At 67.5% G+C, this 15,236-nt stretch carries 13 protein-coding genes and 3 pseudogenes; 9 read left to right on the plus strand and 7 right to left on the minus strand.

The window, feature by feature from the left end:
- Positions 1–37: 37 nt before the first annotated feature.
- Positions 38–150: pseudogene (locus EDD92_RS52265) on the minus strand (phosphotyrosine protein phosphatase); the annotation flags it as partial.
- Between the two features lie 3 nt (positions 151–153).
- On the opposite strand from EDD92_RS52265, the pseudogene EDD92_RS51920 reads away from it, so the two are divergent.
- The 3 genes and pseudogenes from EDD92_RS51920 to EDD92_RS50625 all read left to right on the plus strand — a co-directional run.
- Positions 154–309: pseudogene (locus EDD92_RS51920) on the plus strand (pyridine nucleotide-disulfide oxidoreductase); the annotation flags it as partial.
- A gap of 754 nt (positions 310–1,063) precedes the next feature.
- A complete protein-coding gene (locus tag EDD92_RS48115; RefSeq protein ID WP_260327396.1) occupies positions 1,064–2,389 on the plus strand; it encodes a sensor histidine kinase in 1,326 nt (441 codons plus the stop codon).
- Positions 2,390–2,396: 7 nt separating this feature from the next.
- A complete protein-coding gene (locus tag EDD92_RS50625) occupies positions 2,397–3,077 on the plus strand; it encodes a response regulator transcription factor (protein ID WP_123970139.1) in 681 nt (226 codons plus the stop codon).
- A 39-nt stretch (positions 3,078–3,116) separates the two neighbouring features.
- On the opposite strand, the pseudogene EDD92_RS52270 reads toward EDD92_RS50625, so the two are convergent.
- Positions 3,117–3,758: pseudogene (locus EDD92_RS52270) on the minus strand (phosphatase PAP2 family protein); the annotation flags it as partial.
- 187 nt (positions 3,759–3,945) lie between these two features.
- Here EDD92_RS52270 and EDD92_RS48130 point away from each other — a divergent pair.
- Together EDD92_RS48130 and EDD92_RS48135 are read left to right on the plus strand one after the other, a co-directional pair.
- Complete coding sequence (locus EDD92_RS48130) at positions 3,946–4,239, plus strand: hypothetical protein (protein ID WP_185124372.1); 294 nt, start codon at positions 3,946–3,948, stop codon at positions 4,237–4,239.
- A 63-nt stretch (positions 4,240–4,302) separates the two neighbouring features.
- Positions 4,303–5,346 carry an ATP-dependent DNA ligase gene (locus EDD92_RS48135; protein WP_260327397.1) on the plus strand — a complete coding sequence of 348 codons (1,044 nt, stop codon included), beginning with the start codon at positions 4,303–4,305 and terminating at the stop codon, positions 5,344–5,346.
- A gap of 297 nt (positions 5,347–5,643) precedes the next feature.
- Here EDD92_RS48135 and EDD92_RS48140 read toward each other — a convergent pair whose 3' ends face one another.
- Positions 5,644–9,093, minus strand: coding sequence for a hypothetical protein (locus tag EDD92_RS48140; protein WP_123970141.1), 3,450 nt, complete (start codon positions 9,091–9,093; stop codon positions 5,644–5,646).
- A 51-nt stretch (positions 9,094–9,144) separates the two neighbouring features.
- Positions 9,145–9,501: a hypothetical protein gene (locus tag EDD92_RS48145; protein ID WP_123970142.1), complete on the minus strand. Its 357-nt coding sequence runs from the start codon at positions 9,499–9,501 to the stop codon at positions 9,145–9,147.
- A gap of 460 nt (positions 9,502–9,961) precedes the next feature.
- Here EDD92_RS48145 and EDD92_RS48150 point away from each other — a divergent pair, with 460 nt between their 5' ends.
- Positions 9,962–10,213, plus strand: a complete 252-nt coding sequence (locus tag EDD92_RS48150) for an antitoxin MazE7 (RefSeq protein ID WP_123970143.1) — start codon at positions 9,962–9,964, stop codon at positions 10,211–10,213.
- Positions 10,214–10,215: 2 nt separating this feature from the next.
- Positions 10,216–10,596: a toxin Doc gene (locus tag EDD92_RS48155; RefSeq protein WP_123970144.1), complete on the plus strand. Its 381-nt coding sequence runs from the start codon at positions 10,216–10,218 to the stop codon at positions 10,594–10,596.
- A 145-nt stretch (positions 10,597–10,741) separates the two neighbouring features.
- Here EDD92_RS48155 and EDD92_RS48160 read toward each other — a convergent pair whose 3' ends face one another.
- Together EDD92_RS48160 and EDD92_RS48165 are read right to left on the minus strand one after the other, a co-directional pair.
- Positions 10,742–12,346 carry a M12 family metallopeptidase gene (locus EDD92_RS48160; protein ID WP_148096488.1) on the minus strand — a complete coding sequence of 535 codons (1,605 nt, stop codon included), beginning with the start codon at positions 12,344–12,346 and terminating at the stop codon, positions 10,742–10,744.
- Positions 12,347–12,362: 16 nt separating this feature from the next.
- Positions 12,363–12,614 (minus strand): hypothetical protein, encoded by a 252-nt coding sequence (locus EDD92_RS48165; RefSeq protein ID WP_123970146.1) that lies wholly within the window; start codon positions 12,612–12,614, stop codon positions 12,363–12,365.
- Positions 12,615–13,189: 575 nt separating this feature from the next.
- Between EDD92_RS48165 and EDD92_RS48170 the strand changes: the two genes are divergently transcribed.
- Entirely contained in the window at positions 13,190–14,062 is an 873-nt protein-coding gene (locus EDD92_RS48170; protein WP_260327253.1) for an IS5 family transposase, read from the plus strand.
- Between the two features lie 22 nt (positions 14,063–14,084).
- Here the strand turns inward: EDD92_RS48170 and EDD92_RS48175 are convergent, their stop codons facing one another.
- On the minus strand, positions 14,085–14,489 hold the full coding sequence (locus EDD92_RS48175) for a hypothetical protein (RefSeq protein WP_123969998.1): 405 nt from the start codon (positions 14,487–14,489) through the stop codon (positions 14,085–14,087).
- 74 nt (positions 14,490–14,563) lie between these two features.
- On the opposite strand from EDD92_RS48175, the gene EDD92_RS48180 reads away from it, so the two are divergent.
- Complete coding sequence (locus EDD92_RS48180; protein ID WP_123970147.1) at positions 14,564–15,229, plus strand: hypothetical protein; 666 nt, start codon at positions 14,564–14,566, stop codon at positions 15,227–15,229.
- Positions 15,230–15,236: the final 7 nt, after the last annotated feature.

Below are 15,236 nucleotides of genomic sequence, written 5' to 3' on the forward strand. Positions count from 1 at the left end.
ACGGGCGCTGCGCGCCTCGATGACGACGTCATCCCGCTTACGCCGTCGCCTCCGGCCTGGCCGGGGCGATCACGGTGATCAGGCCCGCGACCAGGGTCTTGACCTCGTTGCGGATTGGGCGGACGGCCTTGCCCCCTGGCCGGCCGGGTCGTCCAGCTCGCCGCTACCGGTGTCGCGTGGGCCGACGGCAGCCAGAGCAGCGCGGACGCGGTGATCTGGCGCACCGGCTTTCGGCCGGTACTGGCCCACCTCGCTCCGCTGAACTTGCGGGGCCCGCGCGGGGACATCCCCACCGACGGCACGCGCGCCCGCGATCGCCGACTCGGACACGACGGTGAAGATCACGATTCCGGCCGCGGCGTACGTGATGAGCACGACCGCGACCGGCGGCACGCGGTACCACCACGGCGTCCCCGTCTGGCCGCCGTTCCCCCTCGACTGATCCATAGCGGGAGTATCTCAGCCGCCCCGTGACCGCCGTTGGTGTCGGCTTGCGTCATCTCGTGCGCCCAGCCGGGGATCGGGTGTGCTTCCCGTGTGGCGCGTCGGCGGGGCCGCACTGCTGGGCACTTCGCGTCGGGCGCGACGGGGAGGCGGGGTGGCCGCCTCGCCCGGACAACGCGGGGCTCGGGTCAGGCCCGGGTGCTGATGTAGCGCACGGCGGGTCCCCATTTCTCCAAGACCGGTGCCGCGCACCACTGGCACAGCGGGTTCTCTGGGGCTAACCGTGTGGCATTGGCGTACACAAGGAGCGTTCGCTCAGCTCAGCGCCGGTACGGCTCACAATGTAGTGATTGCAACAGGTGTAGCGGGATCGCTGAAACGAGGGATTCACGTCGCCTGCACGAGGTGGGGACGCTTCGCCACCCAGTGCTCGCCGGTCACCGGCGCAGATTGGACTTTCGGCAGTGGTCGGACGGCGCCCGATGTCCGTACCGTCACCTCTGTGAACAGCACAAGGATCAACGTTGGGACTGCGACCGGAACTGCCGTTTTACGGCGGGCACTTGGTCCTGGGACCATTTTTACAGCGACTACCGCGTTGGCTGCCGGTCTGAGCGTGATGAACCTGTGGTGGGCCGTTCCGACTGCCATCGCCGCGTTCCTGGCAGGACGACGGCCGGGACGGACAGCGCCGACAGCGCTCGCCCTGGTCGCGATACTCGCGGCCAGCGTGGTGGCCTTGTCCGTCGTACCTGCTTGGCTCCCCCTTGCCGGCCGCTTTGTGACAGTGGTGGTTGCCGCCACGATGCTGCCCTGGTTCGCGGGCCGGTTCTGGTACCAGTATCAGCAGCTAGTCCGGGCCGGGTGGGAGCGCGCCGATCAGCTGCAACGCGAGCAGCAGCTGATCGCTGATCAAGCTCGGCTGCGCGAGCGGGCACGTATCGCCCAGGACATGCATGACGTACTCGGACATGACCTCAGCCTGATCGCCCTGTCGGCCGGCGCACTCAAACTCGGGCCGGACCTTGAAGAACACCACCAAAAGGCCGCAGGGGACATCCGAGCCAGAGCCGCGGCCGCGGTGGAGCGTCTCGGCGAGGTGATCGGTGTCCTGCGTGAGGAGACCGACACAACGCCGATGGACCCCGACAACTCCAGCCTCACGAGTTTGACTTCCGAGGCTTCTGCGGCCGGCCTCACGGTGGAGTTGCGCATCGACGGCGAGGCGGACAAGGTGCCGCCCATGGTCAAACGGGCGGCTCACCGGGTCGTGCAGGAAGCTCTGACCAACGTTGCCAAGCACGCGTCCGGCGCGACCGCGACTGTCCACGTGACGCATACGACAGCAGAAACAAAAGTCGTGGTGGAGAACGGCCCGCCATCGTCTCCGGCCGACCAGCGGCCGCGGCTTGGGAGTGGAGGGCGTGGCCTTATCGGTCTCGAAGAACGTATGCGGTTGACTGGCGGTTCATTCGGCCACGGCCCAAACGACGGAGGCTACGCAGTCGTCGCGCGTATCCCGCACACCCCCTCGCCGCCGCTCGCGCCCTCAGCCTCTCGCGGTGACGAGTTGCCGCAGGAACATAGCCGCGCTCGGCGCCGGGTCGGCCGGGCCCTGGTCGCCGCCGTCATGGTGCCCCTCGTGACAGGAGCTTTGCTGAGCGGAACTCTCATGGGATGGGAGATGCTGTCGGCGTCGCAGTCGGTCCTGGACCCACGTGACTACTCCCGCCTGCATGTGGGGCAAGATCGTTCCGAGGTGCAGCGTTTCCTGCCGGACCGGCAGACGAACTATCGACCGCTGACTGCCGAGCCGACGGGAGACGGCATAACGTGCGAGTACTACGCGATGACGGCCGACCGGTTCGACGACCGGTCCGGCGACGTCTATCAGCTCTGTTTCCGGAAGGACACCCTGGTGTCCCTGGATACGATCACCCCGTGAGCGTTCGATGATCCGGGTGCTGATCGCCGATGACGAGCCGATGATCCGGGCAGGGGTGCGCGCCGTACTTGCCACGGATCCGGATATCGAAGTCGTCGCCGAGGCCGTCGACGGGCACGACGCCGTGGAACTAGTCCGGCGCCATCGTCCCGAGGTGGCCGTACTCGATATCCGGATGCCGGGAATCAACGGCATCGACGCCGCCGCGGAAATCCGCAACACAGCGCCGACCACGAACATCATCATGCTGACGACCTTCGGCGAGGACGACTACATCCTCAAGGCGCTCGGCGGTGGTGCAGCAGGCTTCCTGATCAAGTCTGGCGAGCCCGAGGAACTGATCACCGGAGTCCGAGCGGTGGCCGAAGGCGCCGCCTACCTCTCACCGAAAGTCGCGGCCCGGGTCATCGCGCACCTCGCCGCGACGGGCGCGGGCACCCTGGCCGGTCGGCGCTCCACCGCCCGCGACCGTGTCGCCGCCCTCACCGCCCGGGAAAGAGAGGTACTGGCCTTCCTCGGAAGCGGCCTGTCCAACGGGCAGATCGCCCGGCGGCTCCATGTGGTCGAGGGAACGGTCAAAGCCCACGTGAGTTCCATCCTGGCGAGGCTGGGCGTGGACAACCGGGCCGCTGCCGCGGTCGTGGCCCACGAAGCCGGGATCATTCCGCCTCAACTTTCCCAGCCGTGATGCCATCGACTGAGCAAGGGGCATGAACGCGAGCAGCACGCCAGCCACGACAGCGCCGCCGAGCGTCGCGCCAGCGAGCACATCGTGCGGGTAATGAACCCCCACCAGCACACGCAGGAGCGCAGCGGCCCCCGCCAGCGGCAGCGTGATCGCGGCGAGGCGGGGCCGCAGCACGGCGAGACCGACGGCCAACCCGGCAGCCAGGGTGGCGTGGTTGCTCGGAAACGACCAGTCCCCCACCCCGGGGCATTCCGCGACAGATGCGACGCCTGCGTGTAACGCACGGCAAGGGCGCTCCTCGTCCACCACGAGCTTCACCGCTTCGCTCACCGCATAGGCCACGACGGTGCCCAGACCGGTCAGAACGGATCCGGCAATCCCCCGTGTGTCTTTGCGGCGGATTGCCGTCCACCACATCCAGACCAGCAACATTCCGAGGATCACAAGAGTGCCCTCGGTGGCCATGTCCAGGAGGGGGCCCAGCCACCACGGTGCATCGGCCACCGCCCCGGTCACCGACCGGTACGCGGACGCCGAAGCTCCACCTGTGACCTCGACAGCACCAACCTCACCCAGGCCACCGGGGGACAGCCAGGTGACAATTCCTGCTCCTACACCCAGGACGGCCAACGTGCCGAGCAGCCGACCGGCTCGGACTTTCATTCGCGGTTTTCGTTCCATGAGGACCGAACGTAGAAGCGGCAACAGCCGGGAACCCGAGCCGAACGGCAACACCGGACCTTGACGATCGTCAGGGTTGTGACAGCTACGGGCACTCTCGTTCCGCGTCACCGGACGCACACCCGAAGTGGTGCCGGGCTGACGGCCTGGTCACTCGCGCTGGTTCAGGGCCCTGGTCAGTTGCCGGTTGGCTTCCCGGGCAGCCTCCAGTTCGGCCTCGCGCTCTGTCGGCGACGGCTCGTTCTTCGCGATCCTCACCCCCGGGCACACCACCGGACACGTCTCCTACCTCGCCCGCACCGCGGCGGGCCCGGTACTCATGACCGGTGATGTCAGCCACACGCGCTGGGGATGGGACAACGACGTCGAGCCCGGAACCTACCTGCAGGAACGCGAACCCAGCATCAAGAGCTTGCTCGCCCTGAAGGCACTCAGTCAGCGCCACCCGAACATGATCGTGAGGCTCGGCCATCAGGAGTAGACAACACGGACCAGGCGGCCAAGCCAACAGCAGCCGATGCCCAGCCCGATGCCCCGCCCGGTAATGGGGCAGGCTGATGGTCTTACCGGGTGCTGTTCCAGCTGGTCCCGGGGAGCGTGCGAAGGGGCGCCGACCTACGCTGTAGGTCCCGCAGGAGGTGCCGGTGCCGCCCTTCGCTCTGCCCGCCCCGCTCTGGCCCGCGCAGTCACTGCCGTTCCCGAGTCGCAGGGCTGGACGCTCGAACCGAAGTGGGACGGCTGGAGATGCCAGATCCATACCGCTGGCCGACGCCTGTGGAGCCGACACGGCACCAACCTGTCCCGCCAGTTCTCCGACGTCGCCGCGGCCGCCGCTGATCTGCCGGACGCCGTCCTCGATGGAGAACTTGTCGCCGTCCTCAACGACGGCTCCGGCGTGGCCTTCGACCGCCTGCAGACCCGGGCCGGCCGCCGCGGGCCGCGGCGCGGCGCCGACTTCACCGTCCACGTCGCCGCGTTCGACGTCCTCGCCGTCGGCGACGCAGACTGGCGGCCCCGCCCGTATACCGAGCGGCGCACACAGTTGCTGCGCCTGCTCGACGGCAGCCCGGAAACCCTGCGCCCGGTTCCGTCGACCGAGAACGTCGAGCAGGCCTTCAAATGGGTCGGAGCGCTCGCGGGGGTGGAAGGCCTTGTGGGCAAGCGGACCGACGCGCCGTACGCCGCAGACCTCGCCTCCGGATGGGTGAAGTGGCGTCAGCGGCACACCACCGAGGCCGTGATCATCGGGGTGACCGGGAGGACACCGGCGACGCAGGCCCTCGTCCTGGGCCGGCTGAAGGGCGGCCAGATGCGGGCAGTCGGCGTGAGCCTTCCCCTCACTCAAGAGGTGCGCCTGGCCGTGGCGCCGCTGCTGCACGCGGCTGGCGGGGACATGCGCGAGCTCCCGGGCACCGTCGGCGGACTGCCCGGCGCCGATCCCGTGCGCTTCCTGCCGGTCATGCCGGAGGTAGTGGTCGAGATCGAGGTGGACCAGGCGAGGCTCGAGTTCGGCCGCTACCGACACCGCCCGCGTGTCCGACACGTTCGCGGCGACCTGATGCCCGAGATGCTCAGCGAGGGGCACTGACAGGATGTAGGTTCCCAGTTTTGCCTACATCCGCCGATGCCGTGACCTGCAGCTTCTCGAGCTCTCTCACGCTGTGTCCAGCCGCTCGGTCTCACTGAGGGTTCGAATCCCCGGGTCTCGCGGTCAAAGTCAGTTCGCTGACCAGGACCAGTACCACCCTCGCGGTGATCTGGGCGGTGGAGCGGCTGGTGGTCTCCTCTGGGGGACGGCGGCGCACCCGGGCCTGACGGTTGGACTGGGAGCAGGGGCCGCATCCGCCCTTGCTCCCGTCCGGCGGCGCGCCCGGAGGGACGACGCTCAGCGACGCTGTGCGAGCCACCCGGCGAACGCGTCGAAGTCGTCGGCGGACAGTCGGCCGACAGCCTCCACCGAGCCCTCCCATGATCCGGCCTGGATGGCCTCGGCCACCAGCATCCGGTCACCCACCACGCTTCCGACGTCCGCCATCGCGCGCACGTCCCGCTCTCCGCGGGCCAGGGCGACGGCCTGTTCGTGGTGGCCGGCGCGCGCGAGCTGTCCGGCAATCTCGGTCAGCGCGAACCTCCGGTACTCGGGCAATGTAATGCTCTCGGCCAGCGTGATCGCCTGCTGGTGGTTCCCCTCGCGGGCGAGCTGTTCCGCGAGGTGGTAGAGCGCGCTCGACCTGCCGTTCAAGTCCGCGATGCCGAGCGCCAACTTTCGTGCCTGGGCCGGCCTACCGGTCACGGCCAGGGCGCGGACGGCGTCGGCGAGCGCCGACGGACCGCGGACGAGATCGTCTACCCGGCGGGCGGTCCAGACAGCGGTGTGCGCCATCCGGTCGGCCTGTCGCTGCCGCCCCATCGCGGCGAGCAGGCCGGCGACGTCGGCGAGCGCGACCGGGTCGCCGGTTTCCCGGGCCAGCTTCCGTGCGATGTCTGCGGCCTCCTCGGCGAGTTCGTCCGCCCGCGCGGGGTGACCGGTCCGCCAGGAGCAGCCGGCGACGTGCGTCAGCGTGCGGACCCGGGTTTTGTCGGTGCTGATGCGTCGGGCGACCAGAGCGGCCTGATCGAGCTGTCCGGCGTCGGCGAGCGCGTCGGCCACGGCTGCCAGCACGTTCTCCGCCTGCCAGGATTCGGCAACCTCACCTACGGCCTCAAGGGCCTCCGCGTAGCGGCCCGCGCGGGCGAGCGCGACCGCGATGGTGGCCCCGTCATCCATGCCGGGGAGCAGCCGCGGGGCCGTCCTCTGCGCGGTGGCGGCGCACGCCACTGCGAACTCGGCTGCCTGCTGCGAGCGGCCAGCCTCCGCGAACGCGCAGCCCATCTGGGCCTCCGCCTTAGCCCGGAACTCCAGACTGGTGATGCGGCCGGCGACGGCGACGGCCCGGTCTCGATGGCCCGCGCGCGCGAGTGCCTCGGCGAGGCGGGAGTGCGCCTGGTCGGCGTGGACGGAGTCGTCGAGGATGGCGGCGAGCTCGGCGGCCTGGGTGTGCTGGCCAGCGGCCGCGAGGGCTCCGACGACCGCGACCAGTGCTTCCTGCCGGGCCGAGCCGTCAGTGAGGGCCCGGGCGACGGCGACGGCCCGGTCTCGATGGCCCGCGCGGGCGAGTGCCTCGGCGAGGTGCGTGTGCGCTTGGTCGGAGTGGGCGGAGTCGTCGAGGGTGGCGGCGAGCTCGGCGGCCTGGGTGTGCTGGCCGACGGCCGCGAGGACGCCGACGACCTCGGCCACGACCTCGTCCGGATCCTCCTGGTCGTCGTCGTACGCCGAGGCACGGGTCAGGGCCTCCTCCGCGAGCGCGACGGCCTCGGAGTGCCTTCCCACCTCGGTGAGTGACCGTGCGACGACGGTCAGCGCTTCTGCCTGGAACAGGGGGGCGGCGCGGATGATCTCAGTGGCGTCGGCGTACCGCCCTGCCTCGCCGAGGGCGCAGGCGACGCGAATCAGGGCTTCGGCCCAGTCCTCGGGGTCGGCGATGGCGTCGGACAGTTCGATAGCCCGGGTACGTTCCCCTATCCGTCCCATGGCCTCCGCTACATCGGCCAGGACCTGGTCCCTCAGCCCCGGAGGGGCAAGGGCGCGCGCGGTCGCGGCGGCCTCCTCCGTGACGGCGATGGCCTTCTCCGCGACGGCGGCGGCCTTTTCGGCGTCGACGACGGCTGAGGCGGGGCAGCCGATTTCGCCGAGGGCGTGCGCGGCCTCGGCCAGCGTCTCCGCACGGTTGGCCGGGTCGCCGAGGGTGCGCGCCGTGTCCACGGCGTCGGATGCGAACGCGAGGGCCGTCTCGACCCGCCCTGCTTTCCCCAGGGCCGTCGCCAGCAGGACGTACGTCAGAGCCTCGGCCTGGGGAATGTGGCCGTTGCCGCTGATGATCAGAGCGCGGGCGCGGTCCGGCTCGTCGAGCAGTGCCCAGCACACCGCAAGTTCGCGCGGCATGCGGAACGCCCGGTTGCGTAACTCCTCGCGCACGTAGGCGAGTCGGAGCAGTGCGTCCAGGTCCGGTGAACTGCCCTGTGCGAGGTGCGCCTCGATGGTCGCGGCGATTTCCTCCAGGGCCGTCATGTTGGAGCCGGAGACCTCGACCGCTCGCGCACGCCGCCGTTGGTCCAGAGCGAGTGACGTCGCCTTCGTCAGGTCCCCGGTGGCGCGCAGCATGCGCGGGTAGCCGCGCATCAGGTACTCGGGTGTTCGCGGGGGCCAGCCGGCCGCCTGGTAGCCGTCGGACCAGGCGTGCAGGCGCTGTCGGAACCCCTCCAGTTCCCGCGGGCCGATCATCTTTTCGGCCGCCACCTGGAGTTCGTCGTGGGCGAGGATGTACACGGTAGGAGCCCCGTCCGAGGCCCACTGCGGGTCGCGTCCGGCGAAGGAACGGCCGGTGACCGTACGGAGGTGTTCCTCGGCGTCCGCTGGCAGACAGTACGCGAGTTCGGCCAGGTCATCGCCGCTCAGGCCGCCGCCGGCGGCGCTGATCAGGCCCACCAGGTGCAGGGCCAGACCCTTGTCGTGGACGATGTGCCGCAACTCGTTCTCCGCCAGTCTCCTGATTTCCCCGGCGTGGGGTGAAGGACTCAGGGAGCGCACGATGCCGTGATTGTGTCGCAGCGGATGGCGGTCGGGGACGTCGCGCGGCACAGGGGGGTCGGGCCGCCCGGCAACGATCACCCGCACGCCGGGCGGCGGCTCGGCCGGCAGCAGGGCCGCGATGCTGAACCCGCCTTCCTCCGCTGCCGTTCCCCGATCTTCGTCCAGGCCGTCCACCAGGAGCACCAGGCGTTCGCCGCGTTCCATGCACGTGGCTCCGGCGGCTTCCAGGGCGTGGAGGAGGGCGGCGTCGCGTGTCGCGTCGGTCAGCTCCGGGACCTCCTGGTCGAGGAGCGTGCACAGTTGGCGCATGACCACCTCGCAGAACGCGGAGCGGTCACTCTGCCCGGCGAACCGGGCGGTCACGAAGAACGCCACCACCTGCACGCCCCTGGGCGGGGCCAGAGCGAAGGCTGCCATCAGGGCGGACTTGCCCGTCCACGCCGGTGCTCGCCACCACCCGTACGCCGGGCCGTCCTTGGCGCTGCAGAAGGCCCCCAGCTCCGCGAGTTCCGCCTCCCGGTCCAGTAGGTCGGGCGCCGCGATCCGCCGGATCTGGTGGACGTAGTCCGACGGAGGCACCTGTCGACGGGCCCCCGCGAACACGTCGCCTATTACCACCCCGGTGACTGCGACACCGCCCTCGGATGCCTCCGCCGGGCCGGATCGGCGCACCGACTGCTTGCCCTTGCGTCGTCCCAGCGCCATGCATCCCCCGCCGTCGGTCTCGCCACCGCCACCCCGGCTACCGGTCGCGCGTCACGTGATGCGCACACCTGTGTCGGCTTCGCCCCCGTCCGCCTCGGCATCTCCGCTCCCGTCAACCAGGTACCGGCCCGGTCGGTCGGCCGAGGCATTCACACCCGTGAGGGCGCGACCGCCGTTACTCGCCTTGGCATGACCGCTGCGGCGTACCCGCACCACCGGGCCTCCGCCGGGGGCAGCCGACGCCCCGGCCCTCACCGCGACGACCAGACCCGCGAGCCCCGTACACGTGCCCGCGATACTCGCCACGCCATTGCCGGTGTTGAGGCCGACCACACACGCAACGACGACCAGGGCCGCCGCCACCAGCGTGCATATCGCCACCCACGCCCGCACCACCCATGGACTCAAGCTGGCCACCGTCCTCAGCGACGTATCTGCCCCCAAGGAGTCTGCCCGCCACGCCACATGAGCACTCGGGCCTGGGCTCGGCAGCACCCGCGGGCGGGGGCCGGGTGCGGTCCTGCCAGCGCGATGGTGCGAGCCGGTCAGGAAGCGCAGAGGAACTGGACACGGATGCTCCGCCGCGGACAGTTCGGCCACTTGCGTGGTCCGCTCGGCGGGCAGCGTCAGCCGGAGGTTCTCGGACACCGCAGTCCGGGCCGCGCCATCGACCGCCTCGTGCCACTGGGCGGTCGGCGATGGCCTAGCAAGGATTGGTGGTCGGCGGAATCTCCGCAGAGCTCCACAAATGGCACGGATATGCGGAAGGCGCTGAGGAGATGATGTGGTTTTGGGGAACCTGCAGAGTGGAAAGCGGCCGTTCCGTGACTGGTATTCGCAAAGGTACCCATGGGTGCATACTCGGGGTATGGCTGACACCACCGTAAAGGTCGACTCCGAGACCAGGGACCGGTTCGCTGCGGTCGCCGCAGCCCGAGGGCAGAGCGTGCGCGCCTACCTGGCCGAGCTGGCCATAGAGGAAGAGAACCAGATCAAGCTGAGCAAGGCGACCGCCGTGTTCCGCGAGGTCATCGCACAGCCGGGGCTGGCCGAGGCGTTCGACGCGGCCTTCCCGAGTGACGCTCCGCCGCGCCCGGGCGTCGCAGGCCGGGCGGCCTGACCTTGGACCTGCACATCGACATCCGGTGGCTCCTGGACCGGCAGGAAGAGCTCCTCGGCAAGGAACTCGGGGTTCGGGACTATTCGGGGCTGGTGGCCGCCGTGGCCCGACACCGGGTGAACACCCCGCAGCTGGACATGGGCACGCCCGACGCCTACTGGCGGGCCGCCGCGCTCCTGGAACAGCTGGTGCTGCTGCGCCCGCTGCCGGCACGCAACGCGTACTTCGCGTATGGCGTCGCGGTGGCCTACATCCGGGCCTCTGGGGAGGAGATCGACGACTCCTTCGAGCCGTGGCGGGACCTGATCACCGACATCCGCGCGCTCCGGCTCACCGTCTACGACATCGCCGACCGCCTACGCTCCTGGAACAGCAGCGCGTGAGAGACCGAATAAACCGTTGGTGAGTACCTGGCCCCCGGCACTACCGGTCCGGGAGATGCCCAAGCTGTTCCAACTGGTGTCGAGGCTCGGCGGAAGGAAGAGCTGTTGTCAGCTGAATTGGCTGGAGGAGCCAACGCTGTTCAAATCATGTGACGACGGGCGGGGACGGGCGTGATCTGAACGCGATCTTGGCGACATTAATTCGTTTATCTCCACTTCCGCGCCATGACATTGTCAGTTGGTTCTTATGTTCGGTCAGACAGGGGCTGGCGTCGGATGACTCGCCGTCCAACACGAATTTCTGGCTGCAGTTTCCGCTGTCGATCGACCATCGAAGATTGAGGTGCTGAGCACCTTCTCCGGTCCATCCGAGAAAGACCAGCCCATCCTGCGCAGCAAGCGAAGGAGAGTAGTCGCTGGTGTCATTGAGCGTCACTTTATCAGCTAGGCCAAGAACCGTCGTTCCGTCGAGAATAACTCGCGCAACATTGATGTTCTTGTTGCCTGACCCCCGCCATGACATGAACAACTGGCCATTGTACGAAGTCAGAGTGGGACTGCTATCAGACGTCTCGGTGTCGAAGGTATGCTTGCCCGCCCACGGCCGTCCGCCGAGCACGCCAAACATGATATTTAGCCTGTCATCCTTCCCGGTCCACGCGAGGCAAGTCATCCCCTGATGGATCGTCAAAGCGGGACGGTGGTCGCTTTCCTCAGATAGTGTCTCCTTGTTGATCAAGCCGTCAATGGAAAGGGGATTGTCACGCCATTCCACCTGCGCGAAGTTCAGTTTGTTTGCCCCTTCACCAGTCCAGGCGATAAATGCGCGCCCGCCATATGGATCCGGGACTGATACGAGAGCCGGAGCGTCGATCGACGTGTCCGACGCTATGTGTTTGACCGGAAAGGTGAGACCGTCGTCATTGGAGAGGCGCACGTTGATGTCCCGATTACTTTCCCCTGTCCAAGCCAGGAGCACGTGCTTACCATTGGATGTGATGGTGGGGCAGAAATCGGTGAACTCGGGGAGCGTGACCTTGTAGGTCAGGCCAATGACTTCCTCGTAAAGCGCACGTGTAGCAGCAATGTCCCCCCCGCTAGGATTGTTCCGCTGCCCGATAGCTGGGCAGAACACCCCTGGCTTGATGGATATCGTGGTCTGAGTGACTCCGCCGACCATTTTCCCAAACGCGGTCTGAGAGTAGTGCATGATCGATCCACAGTCATAACTGCCGAGCTTGCATCCGTCGGTTATCTTGAAGTCATCGACCTTTTCTGGTCGAATGTTGGCCTCATCTACAGTGACCATGAGCTCCCGGTCGGTGCGCTGATGCTCATGAATCAGTCCGATCGCATGGCCGATTTCATGCATTACGTTGCCGGCGCCGAAAGATCCGCTGGCGATGTCACAGGAAATTGCGTCCTCGCCTGTGACGGTGATGTCGCGACCGGTGCTGGTGCTGCATCCAGAGCCGGAGATGAATCTGGTGAACGTGGTCTCGGTGGTTCGTGGTACGAGCCTAACGATGGACACGGTGTTCCATGTGTTGATGGCATCCGTAACGGCTTTTCGGTCGGCTGTCCCGGCAGGGAAATCCGTGGCATCGATCTCGAAAGGAATTATTCCGTCCGGCCAACGATTTTCGCTCGTGGGTGACAATCCGAATCCCATTACCTCGACCCTTCGTGAAATTGCCGACGTGGGCGGCTGGCTTGCTGTCTGGCGCAGCACATTGGGCCACGTCGGCACCCTGCAATTGCGAGCGTCAGGCGGCGCGCCTCACGAGCTTCGCTTCGCCGTGAGAGACTTCCACGTAGTATTCATCGAGAGACTCCAGTGATCCCGCGGCTCGCAGTTCCTCTGGAAGGGGCACGTGGTGCGCTTCCTCGCCGGCACCGGGCGCAATTTCTAGGATGAGAGATGCGATTCCCGATGTACTTGCGCCCTCTGCCGGACCCAGTCTGGTCGCGGCCTTGATATTTCCGGCTTCGTCAGCAACAACTAGTAGCTTGGTCATGAGGATCGCCTCTTCTCTACGGGATCCAGGCTTGGATGAAGAATGTCTCACTTCGATCTGCCTGTTCGTTTTGGACTCTCACCCAGTACGTGTCCGTGATGACGGGAATTTCCTGCGAGCCGACTACTCGTGACACGCCGTGCCATTCCGTCCACAGTGAATGCTTGCCTGTTTTTGTGGTGGTGTTGGGTACAGCCAAAGCGAAGTAGGGGCCGGGGTAAACGGCGAGGTTGAATCCGAAATGATTACTTTGACCCGGCGCGAGAAAGCATTCCTGTGACGTGTACTGGTACCCCATCTTGCGCCTCCCAGCGTGGTGTGGGTGTGCTCGGCTGATACCGCCGGAGTTCCGCAGAGCGATTCACGGCAGGCCCTCACTGTCCAGGTTCCGCGGCTGTTTCCTCACTGCCCACCCGTACTACGCCGAATGGGTGATGCGCGGTGTCGGGAGACCGAGCGTCGCGGAGGTTAACCAGGAAGGGAATGTTGTCACCGCCCTGCACCGACAATGCGGTGAATCCATGCGGTCCCATGGCTGAGACCGTGTTTGAGATCTACCGTGGCTCGTTGCTGGTGTGATCGTTGAGCATGCCGTGAGCGGTGCTGGGGGCGGGTATCCGTCGGACTTGACGGACGAGCAGTGGGCGCTGGTGGAGCCGTTGCTTCCGCCAGCGAGAGTGGGGCGCAAGGGCGGGCGTCGGGAAAAGCATCCGCGGCGGCGGATCGTGGACGCGATCTTCTATGTCGTGCGGACCGGCTGTGCTTGGCGGCAGCTGCCAAAGGACTTCGCGCCGTGGCCGACGGTCTACTGGTACTTCACGTGGTGGCACGACGACGGAACGGTCGAACGCATCCACGACGCCCTGCGCGGCCAGATTCGCGAAGCCGACGGCCGTAACGTTGAGCCAAGCGCGGGCCTGATCGATTCGCAGTCCGTCCGTACTGCCGACACCGTTCCCGCTGTCACCAGGGGATTCGACGCGGGCAAGAAGGTCAAGGGCCGCAAGCGGTTCATCGTCACCGACACCCTCGGCCTGCTGCTGGCCGTGCACGTCGTCGCGGCGAGCGTCCAGGACCGCGATGGCGGCCGCCGACCACTGCTGTGGACCCGCCTCGACCACCCGGGGGTCAAGAAAATCTGGGCGGACCAGGGCTTCGCCGGCCGCCTGGTCGACTGGACCACCACCGTGCTTGGCCGGGAGCTGGAGATCGTCCGCAAGGACCCCGGCCAACGGGGCTTCCAAGTCCAGCCGAAGCGGTGGGCGGTAGAACGTACCTTTTCGTGGCTCACCGCCCACCGACGCCTGGCCCGCGATTACGAGACCATTCCCGCCCGTTCCGAGACGATGCTCCGCTGGGCGATGATCGGCATCATGGTCCGCCGCCTGACCCGGGTGAGGCCGGCTTCCCGAGCGGGTCGGCGCCCGTTGACCCGAACTTCGGCCTGATAGCCAGGCGCGGGCAGCAACATCAGTCCGGCTCAACTTCTTCTCCGATGAGCAACGTCACCATCGTTTCGAGGCGCTCGTCGCTGACCTGCGGAACAGTCCAGTTGTTGCTCCGCGCGTGCTCGATGAACGCCGGGTCGAGCTCAACGTGGTAGCGCCCCACGTAGTGGGCCAAGTCGGAGTACCACAGCCAATGTCCGTCTGTGAGCAGGTGCAGTCCTCCGATGAACGCGCCCATTTCGCTCAGCACGTCAGGCACGGCTGAAGGCGTGGCGACCAAGGTCGCGCCGCCACGCAGGTACCGAACCAGATCGCCTTCACACCTCGGCGCCGCCATGCGCACAGCAGCTCGGATCGACGGCCCCTCCGGGCTGCCGTACTCCAGCTCCCTGAAGCCGCCGACGAGGGGGAACTTGTCGGAGATCACCTGACCGAGCCTAGAGCACCCTCCGAGAAGCCACCGACCTAGATCTCAAACGCGGTCTGACCCGTCGGCTTCTCATGCTGCTCTTCGCACCCCTGCTCGCCCTGATGGTGGCGCCCGTGCTGGGGACCGGTTCGGCAGTCGCCGCACCGCAGGCGAAGACGATCTCGATCGCCCAGGCCCGCGGCCTGCCGGTCGGGACAGTGGTCACCGTGGCGGGCTCGGTGACGACTCCCTCCGGTGCCTTCGAATCCAGCTTCGGCGACAAGGGATTCGGGCTCCAGGACAGGACCGCCGGTATCTACGTCAGCCTGCACAGCGACGTGCATGCGTACCCGTATCGGCGCGCACGCATCACCGGCACGCTGCGGGACAGCTCCGGACTGCTGACCCTGGTCCCGGCAGATCCTTGCGATGTCGAGCTCGGTCACAAGGGCCGGCCGGTGAAACCGGAGCGAGTCGGCACCGCCGGGGTCGGAGAGGCCACCGAGGGGCGGCTCGTCAAGGTCGTCGGCAGGATCACTCAAGCACCCACGAGCGACCTCCCCTACGGGTACAAGCTGTCCGTCGACGACGGTTCGGGCCCCGTGCCGGTCTTCGTCAATGTGCAGACGGGCATCGACGTCTCCGGCCTGAAGCAGGGGCAGAGGGTGCGAGTGATCGGCTTCAGCAGCCAGTTCGGCACCCACTACGAAATCGATGCGCGGTCGCCGCACGACATCGCGGTGGTCGGGGCCGACTAGAGGTCGT

The organism is Streptomyces sp. TLI_185 (assembly GCF_003814765.1).
GTDB lineage: Bacteria > Actinomycetota > Actinomycetes > Streptomycetales > Streptomycetaceae > Streptomyces.

Excerpts from the sequence above, each read along its gene's own strand:
- EDD92_RS48115 (WP_260327396.1), top strand. The coding sequence starts at position 1,064 with ATGAACCTGTGGTGGGCCGTTCCGACTGCCATCGCCGCGTTCCTGGCA.
- EDD92_RS50625 (WP_123970139.1), top strand. The coding sequence starts at position 2,397 with ATGATCCGGGTGCTGATCGCCGATGACGAGCCGATGATCCGGGCAGGG.
- EDD92_RS48135 (WP_260327397.1), top strand. The coding sequence starts at position 4,303 with ATGGGGCAGGCTGATGGTCTTACCGGGTGCTGTTCCAGCTGGTCCCGG.
- EDD92_RS48140 (WP_123970141.1), bottom strand. The coding sequence starts at position 9,093 with ATGGCGCTGGGACGACGCAAGGGCAAGCAGTCGGTGCGCCGATCCGGC.
- EDD92_RS48150 (WP_123970143.1), top strand. The coding sequence starts at position 9,962 with ATGGCTGACACCACCGTAAAGGTCGACTCCGAGACCAGGGACCGGTTC.
- EDD92_RS48165 (WP_123970146.1), bottom strand. The coding sequence starts at position 12,614 with ATGACCAAGCTACTAGTTGTTGCTGACGAAGCCGGAAATATCAAGGCC.
- EDD92_RS48180 (WP_123970147.1), top strand. The coding sequence starts at position 14,564 with ATGCTGCTCTTCGCACCCCTGCTCGCCCTGATGGTGGCGCCCGTGCTG.